This window comes from Anaerotaenia torta, from assembly GCF_050433395.1.
GTDB classification, from domain to species: domain Bacteria; phylum Bacillota; class Clostridia; order Lachnospirales; family Lachnospiraceae; genus Mobilitalea; species Mobilitalea torta.
The window spans coordinates 121,727-135,664 of the sequence record NZ_JBNPXH010000014.1 but is presented as its reverse complement, the minus strand read 5'-3'; the positions used below and the strand labels follow the sequence as shown (position 1 = coordinate 135,664).

11 protein-coding genes are annotated in these 13,938 nt (G+C 48.0%); 9 read left to right on the top strand and 2 right to left on the bottom strand.

Annotation, left to right across the window (positions count from 1 at the left end):
• Positions 1-8 precede the first annotated feature (8 nt).
• The 7 genes from HNQ56_RS20520 (at position 9) to HNQ56_RS20490 (ending at position 7,723) form a co-directional block, all read left to right on the top strand.
• On the top strand, positions 9-2,360 hold the full coding sequence (locus HNQ56_RS20520; RefSeq protein ID WP_429149986.1) for a DUF2298 domain-containing protein: 2,352 nt from the start codon (positions 9-11) through the stop codon (positions 2,358-2,360).
• 92 nt (positions 2,361-2,452) lie between these two features.
• Positions 2,453-3,790, top strand: coding sequence for a L,D-transpeptidase family protein (locus HNQ56_RS20515; protein ID WP_429149985.1), 1,338 nt, complete (start codon positions 2,453-2,455; stop codon positions 3,788-3,790).
• A 178-nt stretch (positions 3,791-3,968) separates the two neighbouring features.
• Positions 3,969-5,333: a citrate/2-methylcitrate synthase gene (locus tag HNQ56_RS20510; protein WP_429149984.1), complete on the top strand. Its 1,365-nt coding sequence runs from the start codon at positions 3,969-3,971 to the stop codon at positions 5,331-5,333.
• Positions 5,334-5,521: 188 nt separating this feature from the next.
• The gene (locus tag HNQ56_RS20505) at positions 5,522-5,719 is read left to right on the top strand and encodes an alpha/beta-type small acid-soluble spore protein (protein WP_429149983.1); all 198 of its coding nucleotides are present in this window, start codon (positions 5,522-5,524) and stop codon (positions 5,717-5,719) included.
• A gap of 231 nt (positions 5,720-5,950) precedes the next feature.
• Complete coding sequence (gene rsmD, locus HNQ56_RS20500) at positions 5,951-6,505, top strand: 16S rRNA (guanine(966)-N(2))-methyltransferase RsmD (protein WP_429149981.1); 555 nt, start codon at positions 5,951-5,953, stop codon at positions 6,503-6,505.
• Between the two features lie 74 nt (positions 6,506-6,579).
• Positions 6,580-7,080 carry a pantetheine-phosphate adenylyltransferase gene (gene coaD / locus HNQ56_RS20495; RefSeq protein WP_429149979.1) on the top strand — a complete coding sequence of 167 codons (501 nt, stop codon included), beginning with the start codon at positions 6,580-6,582 and terminating at the stop codon, positions 7,078-7,080.
• Between the two features lies 1 nt (position 7,081).
• Positions 7,082-7,723 (top strand): HrpE/YscL family type III secretion apparatus protein, encoded by a 642-nt coding sequence (locus tag HNQ56_RS20490; RefSeq protein WP_429149977.1) that lies wholly within the window; start codon positions 7,082-7,084, stop codon positions 7,721-7,723.
• A gap of 6 nt (positions 7,724-7,729) precedes the next feature.
• Here HNQ56_RS20490 and HNQ56_RS20485 read toward each other — a convergent pair whose 3' ends face one another.
• Positions 7,730-8,752 carry a transporter gene (locus HNQ56_RS20485; RefSeq protein ID WP_429149975.1) on the bottom strand — a complete coding sequence of 341 codons (1,023 nt, stop codon included), beginning with the start codon at positions 8,750-8,752 and terminating at the stop codon, positions 7,730-7,732.
• 94 nt (positions 8,753-8,846) lie between these two features.
• Here HNQ56_RS20485 and pepF point away from each other — a divergent pair, with 94 nt between their 5' ends.
• The gene (gene pepF, locus HNQ56_RS20480) at positions 8,847-10,652 is read left to right on the top strand and encodes an oligoendopeptidase F (protein ID WP_429149973.1); all 1,806 of its coding nucleotides are present in this window, start codon (positions 8,847-8,849) and stop codon (positions 10,650-10,652) included.
• A gap of 124 nt (positions 10,653-10,776) precedes the next feature.
• Here pepF and HNQ56_RS20475 read toward each other — a convergent pair whose 3' ends face one another.
• The gene (locus HNQ56_RS20475) at positions 10,777-12,858 is read right to left on the bottom strand and encodes a beta-galactosidase (protein ID WP_429149972.1); all 2,082 of its coding nucleotides are present in this window, start codon (positions 12,856-12,858) and stop codon (positions 10,777-10,779) included.
• Positions 12,859-13,068: 210 nt separating this feature from the next.
• Between HNQ56_RS20475 and HNQ56_RS20470 the strand changes: the two genes are divergently transcribed.
• Positions 13,069-13,902, top strand: a complete 834-nt coding sequence (locus HNQ56_RS20470; protein ID WP_429149971.1) for a helix-turn-helix transcriptional regulator — start codon at positions 13,069-13,071, stop codon at positions 13,900-13,902.
• The last annotated feature ends 36 nt before the right edge of the window (positions 13,903-13,938 follow it).

The following is a 13,938-nucleotide window of genomic DNA, read 5'->3' as shown; positions in this document are numbered from 1 at the left end:
ATATGAATATGATAAAGAAAATAAGCTGTTTGGTGATAGCTGCAGGGTTGTTGGTTATGGGAAAATTGCTGCTGCGGGAGGATTATGCCGCCTTTCTGCAATGGTGGGCGGCGGTTGCAATTCTGGGCGTGATCTTCCTTCCGCTGACAGTCCTCCTGTTCCGGCGGTTTCATGACAGGGCGTATCTGTTTTCCAAAGCCATAGGAATTGCGGTGGCCGGTTATCTGATGTGGCTGTTTTCTTCTCTGCACCTGATGAAGTTTACGCCTCTGTCCTGTATGATCTGTGCCGGAGTGGGACTTCTTCTGAATGGAGGGATTCTCATTTGGAAAAGAAAAGAGGGGAAGGCCGCAGAACTTCTGAGGGATGTATGGAAGAACAGCGTATTGGACGAAGCGCTGATCCAGGAGCTGGTGTTTTTTGCTCTTTTTCTTATATTTACTTATATCCGCTGCTTTAAACCGGAGGCTCATGGAACAGAGAAATTCATGGATTATGGTTTTATGACCAGCATGATGCGGAGCGATTATATGCCTCCCCAGGATTTCTGGTTCTCAGGCACCCGTTTGAATTATTATTATGTGGGACAATACATGGCTGTCTATCTGACGAAGCTCTCGGGAGTGGAGGTATCCGATGCCTATAATCTGATGCTGATGATGGTAGGAGCCTTTGCCGCGGTGCTTCCTTATTCCCTGGTATATAATGTACTGCAGGGCTTTAAGGGAAATAACGGCCGGCAGCTAAAGCACAGGCGCTTCCTGCCGGTGATGGGAGGCATTTTGGCAGGAGCCGGAGTATGCATTGCCGGTAATATGCATTATCCCGTCTACCGGTGGCTGGAACCGGCCGTGAGGAAGTTCTTTGCCATAGAAGCGGGCGAGGGGAAATATTGGTTTCCTGACGCAACCAGATTCATAGGCTATCATCCGGATACTTCGGATAAGACGATACACGAATTTCCTGCCTATTCTTTCGTGCTGGGGGATCTCCATGCCCATGTAATTAATATCCTATTTGTGCTGACAGTATTGGGATTGTTGTATTCCTGGCTGATGCAGAGGGAGGAGCTGGGAGAGTCCAGGCCGGCTGTATGGAAGGAGGTCTTTCACCCCATTATCCTGATGCTGTCTTTCTTCATCGGGCTGTTTCATACAACGAATTTTTGGGATTTTCCCATTTATTATGTAACATCAGGGGCGGTTATTCTATTTTCCAACCTGGTTGTATATCATTTTAAAGGAAAGGCTTTTTGGCTGACCGCCCTTCAGGGGGTGACTGTCTTTGGCCTGTCCTATCTGGTCTGCCTGCCGTTTACTCTTAATTTTGACCAAATTTCCACCAACATCTGCCTTACGGTTGCCCGGACGCCTCTGAATCAGCTGCTCATTCTATGGGGATTGCCGGTGTTCGTGGTAATCAGCTTCATTGGAGCGCTGATTTCCAACCATAGGAGGCGAAGCAGGGAGGAGCTTGCGGAAGGAAAACAGGAGCGTGCCGAAGGAAAGAAAGAGGCCGTCCGGCAGGGAAAGGCTGCGAATGGCAGGAAGAAGAGGGAGCCGGTGATAACGCATTTTCTGGCATCTTTGTCTTCTGCCGACCTCTTTGTACTGCTTCTGGGGTTATGTGCTATGGGACTGGTGCTTCTTCCGGAGATCATCTATGTGCAGGATATTTATTCGGGGGATTATAAGCGCGCCAATACCATGTTTAAGCTTACTTACCAGGCATTTATCATGTTTGGCTTATGCTTTGGGTATATCCTGCCGAAGCTTCTGGTTCATGGAAGGACGCGGCGGCAGAAGAACTATGCGTTAACCGGTCTGGTGCTGTTTCTCCTGTCGGCAACTTACATCCAGAATGCAGTGGGAGCCTGGTACGGCAACATCTTCGACAGGGACAGGTATAAGGGGCTGGATGCGGCGGCCTTTATGGAAAAGGACATGCCGGAGGATGCGGCGGCGACAGCCTGGCTCAATGAGAATGTGACGGGAACTCCCGTGGTGCTGGAGGCCAACGGCGACAGCTATACCGATTATCAGAGAGTATCCGTGATTACCGGACTGCCGACGCTTTTGGGCTGGCGCACCCACGAATGGCTATGGAAGGGCAGCCCGGAGCCCTTGGATGTAAGGGCGGCCGATATTGAGACAATCTATAGCTCCGCGGAGAGAGACGAGGTACTGTCCCTGATACAGGAATATGATATTTCCTATATCTATGTGGGCAAGCTGGAACAGGAAAAATACGAAACGGTAAATCATGAATTGATTAAATCACTTGGGACAATCGTATACGAATCACCTAAGAAAGAAGAATATGAGACGTATATTGTCAAAGTCGCCAGAAACGGTGTCTAACAGGTGTCCGGATTGGGTGTCAGGCACCGTTCAGTAACTGGCAGGGAAAGTAAATCAAGATTGGTGCCTGACACCAGCAAGGAGTTGTTATTATGAAGATTAAGAGGATGATCCGCACTTTTGGCATGCGGAGTGTGGCTTTACTGCTGACCGCAACGCTGGTTCTGGCAGGAGGGCAGAAAGCATCGGCAGCAGAGGTGAATAAATCACCCTATCTCATTAAAGTGAACCGCTACCATAATACCATTACCGTATATGAACAGGATGAGAAAGGGGAATATACGGTTCCCATAAAGGCCATGGCCTGTTCTGTCGGAACGGGCAATAAAACCAGACTCGGAACCTTTCCCCTGAGAGAAAAATACCGCTGGAAGGCTTTGATGGGTGATGTCTGGGGGCAATATGCTTCCCGTATCGTAGGGGGGATCTTATTTCATTCCGTATATTATTATAAGAACGGGAATCCGGCGACCCTGGCAACCGCACAATATAACAAGCTGGGCAAGGCAGCTTCCCACGGCTGTATCCGGCTGACCGTCGCTGATGCAAAATGGATCTATGATAATTGCCCCACCGGAACCAATGTGGTAATCTATGACGATAAGAAAAGCCCGGGTCCCTTGGGAAAACCAAACACAATCCGAATTGCTTCTTCCGTACGGTGGGATCCGACAGACCCGGATGAACGAAATCCCTACAGCAAAGAATTGCCGGAGCTGCTTGCATCAGAAGCTCAGCTGCTTGGGGTAAAGGACCGGACTGCAGCCTGGGGAGAGGAAATTGATCTGTACCAGGGCGTGACCGCCGTCTCTTCCTCGGGGAAGGACATTACAGAAACGATTCAGGTGAAAGGAACGGTGAATCCTTATATTGCGGGAACATATCAGGTTACTTATTCCATCAAGGATGATAAGGGTAAGGAGAAGAAGCAGACAGCAGTAATTACGGTAAAAGAGTGTACGGAAGATCCATACATCATCGACATCAAGGAGCGGGTTGTAGCGGAAAGCAGCCAGATTAATAAGGAATATGCCCTGGACGGAATCCGCCTGTACTACAAAGGGGACCGGCTGGATGAGAATCTGCTGACAGTGAATATTGAGTGTAAGGACACCAGGGAATATATCATAACCTATGAATTGCAGATTGCAGAGGACAGAGTGATAAGCGAAAGTGTGGAAGTGCTGGTTGACAGGGAGGAGCCTTCCTTCACCGGAGTGGAGGATAGAAGCATCGCGCCGGGGACAGAGCTGACAAGGGAAGAGGCCATCAGGGATGTAACGGTGACGGATAATTATTCACAATTGGAAAAAAGTGATATTCAAGTGGAAATGGAGAAAATGGAAGAGGGTTACTATTTAGTGACTTATATGGCGACGGACAGTGCCGGTAATATCGGCAGTATTCAGGCTAAATATTATTATAATTAGGCCCGGACTGTCCTATAATAGATAGCACACCGAAATATCCATAATATTCCGTGCATAAATTATCTCGAATCATTTTATAAAATTACTATAAAAAATACTGTAAGTGGAGTTTTCTGGTTCCCATTCTCTTTTACTTATGCTATAATAGAGCCACGTATAAGAAAGGAGATAAAAAAATATGAACAAGTATAGTGAGATTACTCCTCAATTAATGGAACTTGCTGATCTGTGTAAAAAGAACACAGTGATTGACCCCGAATTGTACGCAAAGTATGACGTGAAGCGCGGCTTACGTGATATCAGCGGTAAGGGCGTGCTGACCGGTCTGACTGAGATTTGTGAAATCCTTTCCTACACAATTGTGGATAATGATTATGTTCCCTGTGAAGGAAAATTGTATTACCGCGGTATAGATGTTGAAGAGATTATCAAAGGCTGCACGGAGGAAAACCGTTTTGGCTTTGAAGAGGTGGCATATCTGCTGCTGTTCGGAGGCCTGCCGTCCAGGGAAAAGCTTCAGGAATTTATCGGACTTCTGGAGAATTACAGGGAATTGCCTCCCAGCTTCGTCCGGGATATTATTATGAAGGCTCCCAGCAAGGATATGATGAATACCCTGGCAAGAAGTGTATTGACCATGTTTTCCTACGATGAGAAGGCGGATGATATCTCCATCGAGAACGTGCTCCGGCAGAGTCTGCAGCTCATTGCCATCTTCCCGCTTTTGTCGGTTTATGGATATCAGGCTTCCAGCCATTATCATTATGGCCAGAGTTTGGTGATCCATCCGCCCAAGCCGGGACTTTCAACGGCAGAGAATATCCTGCACATGCTGCGGCCTGATATGCAGTACAGTGAACTGGAGGCAAAGATACTGGACATAGCCTTGATTCTTCACGCAGAGCATGGCGGCGGTAATAACTCCACCTTTACTACTCATGTGGTTACTTCATCAGGAACGGACACCTATTCTTCCGTTGCCGCGTCCCTTGGCTCTTTAAAGGGCCCGAAGCATGGCGGCGCCAATATTAAGGTGATGCAGATGTTTGATGATATGAAGGAGACCATCAAGGACTGGGCTGATGAGGAAGAGGTTGGAAATTATCTGAGAGATCTTCTGAATAAGAAGGGATTTGACAAATCCGGTCTGATCTACGGTATGGGACATGCTGTTTATTCTATTTCCGATCCGAGAGCCAATGTACTGAAGCAATATGTAAGGAGTCTTTCCGAGGAAAAGGGCATGATGAAGGAGTTCGTTCTGTATGAGATGGTAGAGCGTATGGCACCGGAGATCATTGCCCAGGAGAGGAAGATGTATAAGGGTGTCAGCGCCAATGTGGACTTCTACAGCGGCTTTGTGTATCATATGCTGGGGCTGCCGAAGGAATTATATACTCCCATCTTTGCCATTGCAAGAATTGCAGGCTGGAGCGCCCATCGTCTGGAGGAACTCAATAACGCGGGCAAGATTATCCGTCCTGCTTATAAGAGCATATCCAAGCATCGCAAATATGTGGCGCTGCAGGATAGAAAAAATTAAAAAAACAATTGTTTCCATGGTTGAATTTCCTGCTTTTACATCGAAAAATGTAATATTTTCTTGAGTATTTTGTTTCTGCCTGCACATACTATGAATGTAACATCTTAATGAAATACATCAGCTTCGTATTTTCTTTAAGGCGGAAACAACACAAATTTATTTCAGAATATGAAATGGAGGAGTTTAATATGGCAAGAAGAAGAGCAGAAATTCCCGAAGCCCAGGAAGCACTTGACAGATTCAAATATGAGGTTGCCAATGAAATCGGTGTTCCTTTGAAGAAGGGTTATAACGGTGACTTAACTTCCTACCAGAACGGTTCCGTTGGCGGTAACATGGTTAAGAAGATGGTTCAGGATTATGAGAAGAGAATGGCCGGTAAATAATCGTTGCCGGCTCTGATAATCAAAGCGGTTGCCCGTATGGGCAGCCGCTTTTCATACATACCAGCAGGAATTTCTGTGAATCATTAAAAATCTATTGAAATATGATACAGGATACGATACACTAACTATAAATAAGTTGACAAATACGGATTATATTATAAAATAATAATATTGTTAGTTAAAAAACGGAATTATGGGAATACGCAATGATATTTGAAGTGGGGATGCGGTATGAGAGTAATAGCGGGTAAAGCGAGAAGATTGCAGCTTAGAACACCAGAAGGCTTTGATACGAGACCGACTACGGATAAAACCAAGGAAACCTTGTTCAATATACTGAACCCATACCTGGCTGATGCCGATTTTCTGGACTTGTTTTCCGGAAGCGGGGCAATCGGAATTGAGGCGCTGTCCAGGGGAGCCAGATATGCGGCTTTTGCGGAAAATGACAGATCAGCGTTGGAATGCATTCGGTATAATCTGAAGTTTACAAAGCTGGAGGGAGCCGCGGAAGTATTTCCTCATACTGCCTTGGAAGCCATTCGTATCCTGGAGATTAAGGGCAAAGTGTTTGATGTGGTATTTATGGATCCGCCTTACAATGATATGCATGAGAAAGAGATCCTTATGGCCTTGCAGAATTCCAACATTATTTACTGTGATACCATTATCGTAATAGAGGCTTCTCTTAAGACCGACTTTGACTATCTGGAGGAGACCAAATTCCGTATTTTCAAGAGAAAAGAATATAAGACAAGCCAGCATATATTTATTGAGATAAAATAAGACACATTTAATACCTCCGGCATATTTTTATGTTGTTAATTTCCAGGCCGGCGGTAGAATGGGGGAATTGCGACATGAAGATAGGGATATATCCGGGAAGTTTTGATCCTATCACCCTGGGACACCTGGACATCATAGTCCGTGCTTCCGGATTAGTTGATAAGTTAATCGTGGGAGTATTAAAGAATAATGCGAAAAGGCCGATGTTTTCAACAGAAGAGAGGGTTGAATTCATTGAGCGCGTGATTGGAGAGAATCCGAAGCTGAAATCGGTTGAGGTCAATGCTTTTGACGGACTGTTAATTGATTTTGCCCGGGAGCGGGGGGCTTCCATTATTGTAAGAGGTCTGCGTGCCATCACCGATTTTGAATATGAACTGCAGATTGCCCAGATGAATCATAAGCTGGATCCGGGAATTGATACGGTGTTTTTTACAACCAGTGTGGAATACTCCTATCTAAGTTCCAGCGCAGTGAAGGAAATCGCAAGCTTTGGAGGAAATATCAATCAGTTTGTGCCGGAATGTATTGTGCAATCTGTTTATGATAAATATAAATCGATAAGGAGCGTTTGATATGGGAGCAAGCAGAATAGAGCAGTTAATTGAAGATATTTATGAATTTGTTGAAAGCTGCAGGATGCAGCCTTTATCAAGCACGAAGGTAATTGTTCCGAAGGATGAGCTGTACGATTTGCTGGACGAGCTTCGCCTCCGGACGCCGGACGAGATCAAGCGCTACCAGAAGATTATTTCCAACCGGGATGCCATTATTGCAGATGCGGAGGAGAAGGCGGAGAACATTCTGCGCCAGACCAGAGAAAAGTCCAAGGAACTCCTGAATGAGCATGAGATCATGCAGCAGGCATATTATCAGGCCAATGAGATGATCATGCAGGCTTCCGAGGAGGCGGACCGTATCCGCAGGGAAGCCAGTGAGGAAGCGGAGCAGCTTCGTACCGGAGCCCTGGCATATTCCAATGAAATACTTACAGAGGTGGAGCGGGTGCTGGCCAATGCCTATGATACGGCGATTTCCCGGTACGATGCCTTCATCGGCACGTTAAAGAATAATCTGGAGATTGTAAATAATAACAAGCGGGAGCTGAGTGAGCAGCTTTACCCTCAGGAGAACGGATCGCCGAATCAGGCGGAAAGCGGATATGATGACAATGATTTTAACTTTGATTCGGGTACCTTTCTTCCGGACGAGGAGTAGATTGCTTTAAGGCATCAGCTGGGTTACATACAGATAAGTGAGGAAAAGAGCGATTCCTGCGCTCAGCAGTTTTACCATAAGATAGGATTTCATGGATAGTCCTTGGTTGCCGATAATGCTTTTGGTCTGGGCCATGCCCGAGAAGCCCCCAAAGGTGGTAAGCGCGGTAACAAGGACTATTTTTAGATTCCTATCCAGGCTGCTTTTACAGATCTGGCTGATTCCTGTGGTTATCTCGAGGATGCCCATGAGGAAGGCTTTCAATAAGCCGGTATTGGAGCCGGGGTACGCGGTTAACAGGGTATTAAGGATCTGGGCCAGGATGGAAAAGAGAATGATATAGCCCCCCACCTTAGTAACCGTTTCAAAGCCGTCCATAATGGACTCGTCCAGAAGGGCGAAGCGGAACCGCTGGGGCGAAGCCTTGGCTTGGTACTCCATGCTATGGAGGTCTTTCGGGAGGCGGCGCGGCTGAAAATGCTTTTTGGATATCAGCGGCAAAGAGCGCATCCAAGCGGCCCAGCGCATCAAAACAGCACCCAGAATTGCGCTGCCGTAGATGATTGCGAATAATGGGTATTTGATATGGGGAAGCTTTAATTGGGTTATGGAAATGTAACCGATGATGAACATGGGGCTGGCGTTATTACACATACCCAGGAGAAACTGTGCTTCTGGCTGTCTGATTTTTCCTTCCCGGAGAAGATCGGCTGTGGCTTTGGCACCCATGGGCAGGCCGGAGAGAAAGCCGATGGCAATGGGGTAGCAGCCCTGGGGACTGACCCGGAAGAGTCTTCCGAGAAAGGGATGGAAGACTCTGCTGATCTGCCTTGTGATATCCAGCCGGACCATGAGATTGGACAGGATGATGCAGGGAAGGAGACTCGGAAGCACATTATGGAACCATAACAGCAGGCCGGAACTGGCGCCCTGAAAGGTGGCAGAAGGAAAGGCCAGCATCAGGAGCAGGGAAACAGGGATAAATCCCTTGATGAGACGATTTTTCTGTATTTCTGAGAATCTTAGCATTTTTCTCCTTGAAGACTGGGGTTGTATTTATTATAATCTATTGGTAAGCATTTCAATTTATTCTATATTAACTTATAAAAAGGAGATGGAAGGAATGTCGCAAAACAAGAGTTTACCCAAAAGAAGTGAACTGGATGTGAAATATACCTGGGCAATTGAGGATCTGTATGCCAACAATGAGCTATGGCAGAAGGAATATGACGAGGTGAAGGCACTGCTGCCGGAGATCGGAAGCTTCCGGGGCAGGCTGGGAGAGTCGGCCGGAGTGCTGCTGGATTTCCTCCGGAAAAAGGATGAACTGTACAAGCTGATGGAACGGGTATATGTATATGCCAATCAGAGGTATCATGAGGATACGGCCAACGCGGTATACCAGGATCTGTCCAATAAGGCCGGTGCCCTGTCGGTACAGACAGACTCCGCCTTGTCCTTTGCAACGCCGGAGATTTTATCCATACCGGAAGAGAGGCTGGAACAGTTCAAGCAGGAGGAAGAAGGGCTGAGACTGTATGATTTCTATTTGAAGGATATTCTGCGGATCAAGCCCCATGTGTTATCGGAGGAGATGGAGGAGCTTCTGGCGGACGCGGGTGAGATTGCGGAAGCCCCGGACAATATTTTCTCCATGTTTAACAATGCGGATGTTAAGTTCCCTGAGATTGAGGATGAGAACGGGGAAAAGGTGCGTATTACCCATGGCAGGTACGGACAGCTGCTGGAGAGCGAGAACCGCAGAGTCAGAAAGGATGCCTTTGAGGGTGTGTATGCCACTTATAAGAGCTTTCGTAATACGCTGGCAGCGTCCTTCAGTGCGAATGTAAAGCAGGAGGTGTTCTTTGCCAAGGCCAGAAAATACGGCTCCACTATGGAGAAGGCTTTGAACGCAGGAAATATTCCGGTGGAGGTATATACGAATCTCATTGCGGCAGTGCATGAGAACATGCATCTGATGCATCGTTATGTAGCCCTGCGCAAGCGCCTGCTGGGGCTAGAGGAGCTTCATATGTACGATCTGTATGCTCCTTTGGTGGCGGATGTTAAGATGGAGATTCCCTTTGAGGAAGCAAAACAGATTGTTGCCAAGGGACTGGAGCCTCTGGGTGAGGAGTATCAGAAAATTCTTGCGGAGGGTTATAACAACCGCTGGATTGACACCTATGAGAATGAGAATAAGAGAAGCGGAGCTTATTCCTGGGGAGCTTATGGAACCCATCCCTATGTGCTTCTGAATTACAATGATACCCTGGATAATGTGTTCACTCTGGCTCATGAGATGGGACATGCGATCCACAGCTATCATTCGGACAGGGAGCAGCCCTATGTCTATGCGGGCTATAAGATCTTTGTGGCGGAGGTGGCATCCACCTGCAATGAATCCCTGCTGATCGACCATATGCTGAAAAATACCGAGGATAAGAAGGAGAAGGCATATCTGATCAACCATTTCCTTGAGAAGTTCAAGGGTACCCTGTACCGCCAGACGATGTTTGCTGAGTTTGAGATGATCACCCACAGGATGGTGGAACAGGGAGAAAGCCTGACGGCGGAGGCCCTTTGCAAGGTTTATCACGATCTGAATGTGGCTTACTTTGGAAATGATATTGTCATTGACCCGGAAATTGATATGGAATGGTCCAGAATTCCCCATTTCTACAATGCCTTCTATGTATACCAGTATGCTACGGGCTATTCTGCTGCAATTGCCCTGTCCAGGCGGATTCTCAAGGAAGGCCCGGAGGCCGTATCGGATTATATCCGCTTCTTAAGCGGCGGAAGCTCCAAGCATCCCATTGACCTTCTGAAGGGTGCAGGGGTTGACATGAGCACGAAGGAGCCGGTGAACCAGGCTCTGAAGCTGTTTGAAGAATTGCTGGATCAGATGGATGAGCTGATGAAGTAATGGATGTAATATAGTGATATAAGGGCGGAACAAGCTTGCCGGAATGATTGGAGCCGGAAGAAGATCGGAGGAACAAAGCCTCTGAGTCTTCTTCCGGCTCTAATATTGTTGTATAGGAAAATTTTTATGAGAAAGAACCTTTCAGGACCATCACGCCGTACTTCTCCAGCTCTGTCATACCGCTTATTTCCTTGCCGGTGAGCAGATCGGTCATAGGCTGCTTTACCTTTACCTCAATGCTGTGAGGCATATAGTTCAGGATGAAGACATAGTCCTGGTCATCCTTCCTTCGGATCGCCAGCTCCGCTTCCTTGGGCAGCTCGATGAATTTCCCGTAGGGAGCGGCGAAGCCCAGCTTCTTTAGGAAGGTTCCGGCGGTCTGGGCACTGAAGCCGGCGCCGTAATAATAAGCGGTGCCCTTTCCTATGGGATTGGAGACCAGCGCGGGGGCTCCGTCATAGTAATTGCCCTGGAAGGCAGCCAGCACTGCGGCGCCCTCCCTGGCCTCCAGAATATCGTTAAAGCAGGGGGCATCCACTACTTCTCCGTCCCACAGGGCGTATTCGTCATCATCCCCGGGACCCAGGTGGGTATAATCAACAACAGTAACACCGCAGAGATCCGCGGCATAGCCGGGCATGGGATGCATGGGACATCTTCCGTACTGATCCTTATAGCCGGTGCGGGAGCCCATGATCAGGATACCGCCCTGCTCCACATAAGCCCGCAGCAAAGCAGCGGTCTCCTCTGTCAGAATAGTGGCGTGAGGATAGATGAGGAGGCGGTATTTGGCCAGATCCTCCAGTACCGTCCGGTTGCTGCTGTTATTCTGCAGATATAAGAAATCCAGGGGAGCATGGGCAAGCTGGGCGGCGGTGAACCAGCCATTATCGCTGAAATCATCCAGAGGGCCGTGCCATTTATCCTGTTCTCCGTCCCATTGATTGTCATTATCCTTCACAAGGGCAATTTCTGCCTGATATCTGGAGCCTGCAACCTCGGAAAGGCTTCGGAATTCATCCCGTATGACGCTTAACTCCCTGAGCCGGCGGTTGGGCAGGTTGGAATAGTCGTTCAACCCGTGCCAGTAAATCTCGGTTCCGATCCAGCAGGTTCTCCAGCGGAAGTAGCTGATGAAGTCCGCCCCATGAGCCACGGATTGATAAGTCCACAGCCGCATCTGGCCCGGCTTGGGCATGGGCTGCTTCATTCTGGCATCCCAGCCGCCCGGGCCGGATTGTTGTTCCATGATGCCGAAATTGGGTGAGATGGACCGGGCCTTGGTCAGGGACCAGGCGCTTCTGCGGTCATTGAGATTGCCGGGAGCCTTTGGCTGGGTCCAGGTGTCATAGGCAAAGTTGGGGTAGGAATCATAGGTCATAAAATCAAGGGCGCTATGGGTCATCTCATGGCAGTCCAAATGGTTGAAAATACTGTTGGTGGTAATAAACTGGCCGGCAGGACGGTATTTGTTGATGATATCCGTCTGTAATCTGCAGTAACGGATTGCGCTGTGGGAGATGAAGCGTTTTTCCTCCAGCGCGAGATGGGGATTGGTGCAGCCCTGATACGTGGGGCGGGTCAGATAGACTTCCTCCCAGGAGGTATAGGTCTGATTCCAGAAGGTGGTCCCCATACAGGAGTTGAGTTCATCCAGGGTCTTGAATTTGCTCTTCAGATATTCCCGGAAGGCGGTATGATCGGCCTCGGAATAGAAGACATCCTTCTCACAGTTAAACTCATTGTCGATCTGCCAGCCGATAATGGCGGGATGGGAGCAGTAACGGGAGGCCAGCTTCTCCACAATTCTTGCGGTGAGCTCCTGGTATACAGGGGAATTATAGGTATAATGCCTTCTCGTGCCATGGCGGTAGAGAGTCCCGTCCACGCTGGCGTTCAAGACCTCCGGATACTTATGGGTGAGCCAGGCGGGAGGAGTTGCCGTCGGGGTGCAGAAGATGACCTTCATTCCCTTGCTGTGAGCCAGTTCCAGAAAACGGTCGAAGAATTCAAAGGTGAACGCCCCTTCCTTTGGCTCGAATTTATTCCAGGCAAATTCCGCAATGCGGATCATTTCAATGCCCAGCTCCAGCATCCGGTCCAGATCCTCAGCCCACAGCTCTTCCGGCCAATGCTCCGGATAATAGCATACGCCTAGGGTAAGTTTGTCCATTTTTAATGCTTTTTCCCTCAGATTATTTTTCATGTTTGCAGTATTACCTCCATTTCTGATATATGCCGCGGCAGTATTGAGCTTGATTATTTCAAGCATAAATAGTATTATGTTGTTATTGTAATATACAGAATATACATCGTATATATATCTATTTTGGTATTTATATAATTATATTGACATCGAAGGTTTGGCACTGCCTTTGGGCGGCGGGCGGAACCGGCGGGGAAAGGAAGGGAAGGAATGAAACAGCAGATCTTTTTACCCAGCATTCATGATAACCCTTATATTTGCTTTCCGGAGGCGGTGGGATGGTACCGGGATGAACCGCAGCATTCTGCCGAGAGGGGACGGGGAGAGTTGTCCTATTTTAATCTTCACGTGGTGATCGGCGGTAAGGGTTATCTGAAATCAAAGAATGGGCTTCATGTGCTGCAGCAGGGAGATGCGTTTCTTTATTTTCCCCAGGAGGAGCAGTGCTATTATTCGGACCGGGAGAACCCATGGGAGATTGTGTGGGTACATTTCTACGGAAGCTATTTAAGAGAGTTTTTGATCGAGAGGGGCTTTCATCTTTCCCATGTATGGACACTGAAGCTGTGGGGCAATGTAAAGAATGCGATAATAAAGCTTCTGGAGGAGGCAAAAGAGTACGCGATCCTGCATCAGTCCGTCCTGTCGGCATTAACCTATGGTATTATTGTGGAATTCATATCCCAGGCGGAGCCGCTTACGGTAAACCGGGGAATGGATATTTACAACAGAATTGTCTCCGTCCTGCCGAGGATGCGGGAAAGCTCCGCACAGCCCTTTGATTTGAAATATTGGGCGGAGGAGCTGAAGATAAGCACTTATTATTTTTGTAAGATGTTTAAAAAGGCGACGGGTATGTCCCCCACCAATTTTATCATGCTCTGCCGCCTGCAAAAATCAAAGCAGCTGCTGATGGAGGAGAGGGACTGGACGGTGAAGCGGGTAGCCTTGGAATGCGGCTATCCCAGCATCAGTTATTTCGGAAGAATTTTTCTGGAAAACGAAGGCATGACTCCGGCCCAATACCGGAGAAAATTCATGTAGGGAGCAGGGACAGGCGGATGTTTTCCGTAAGGAAAA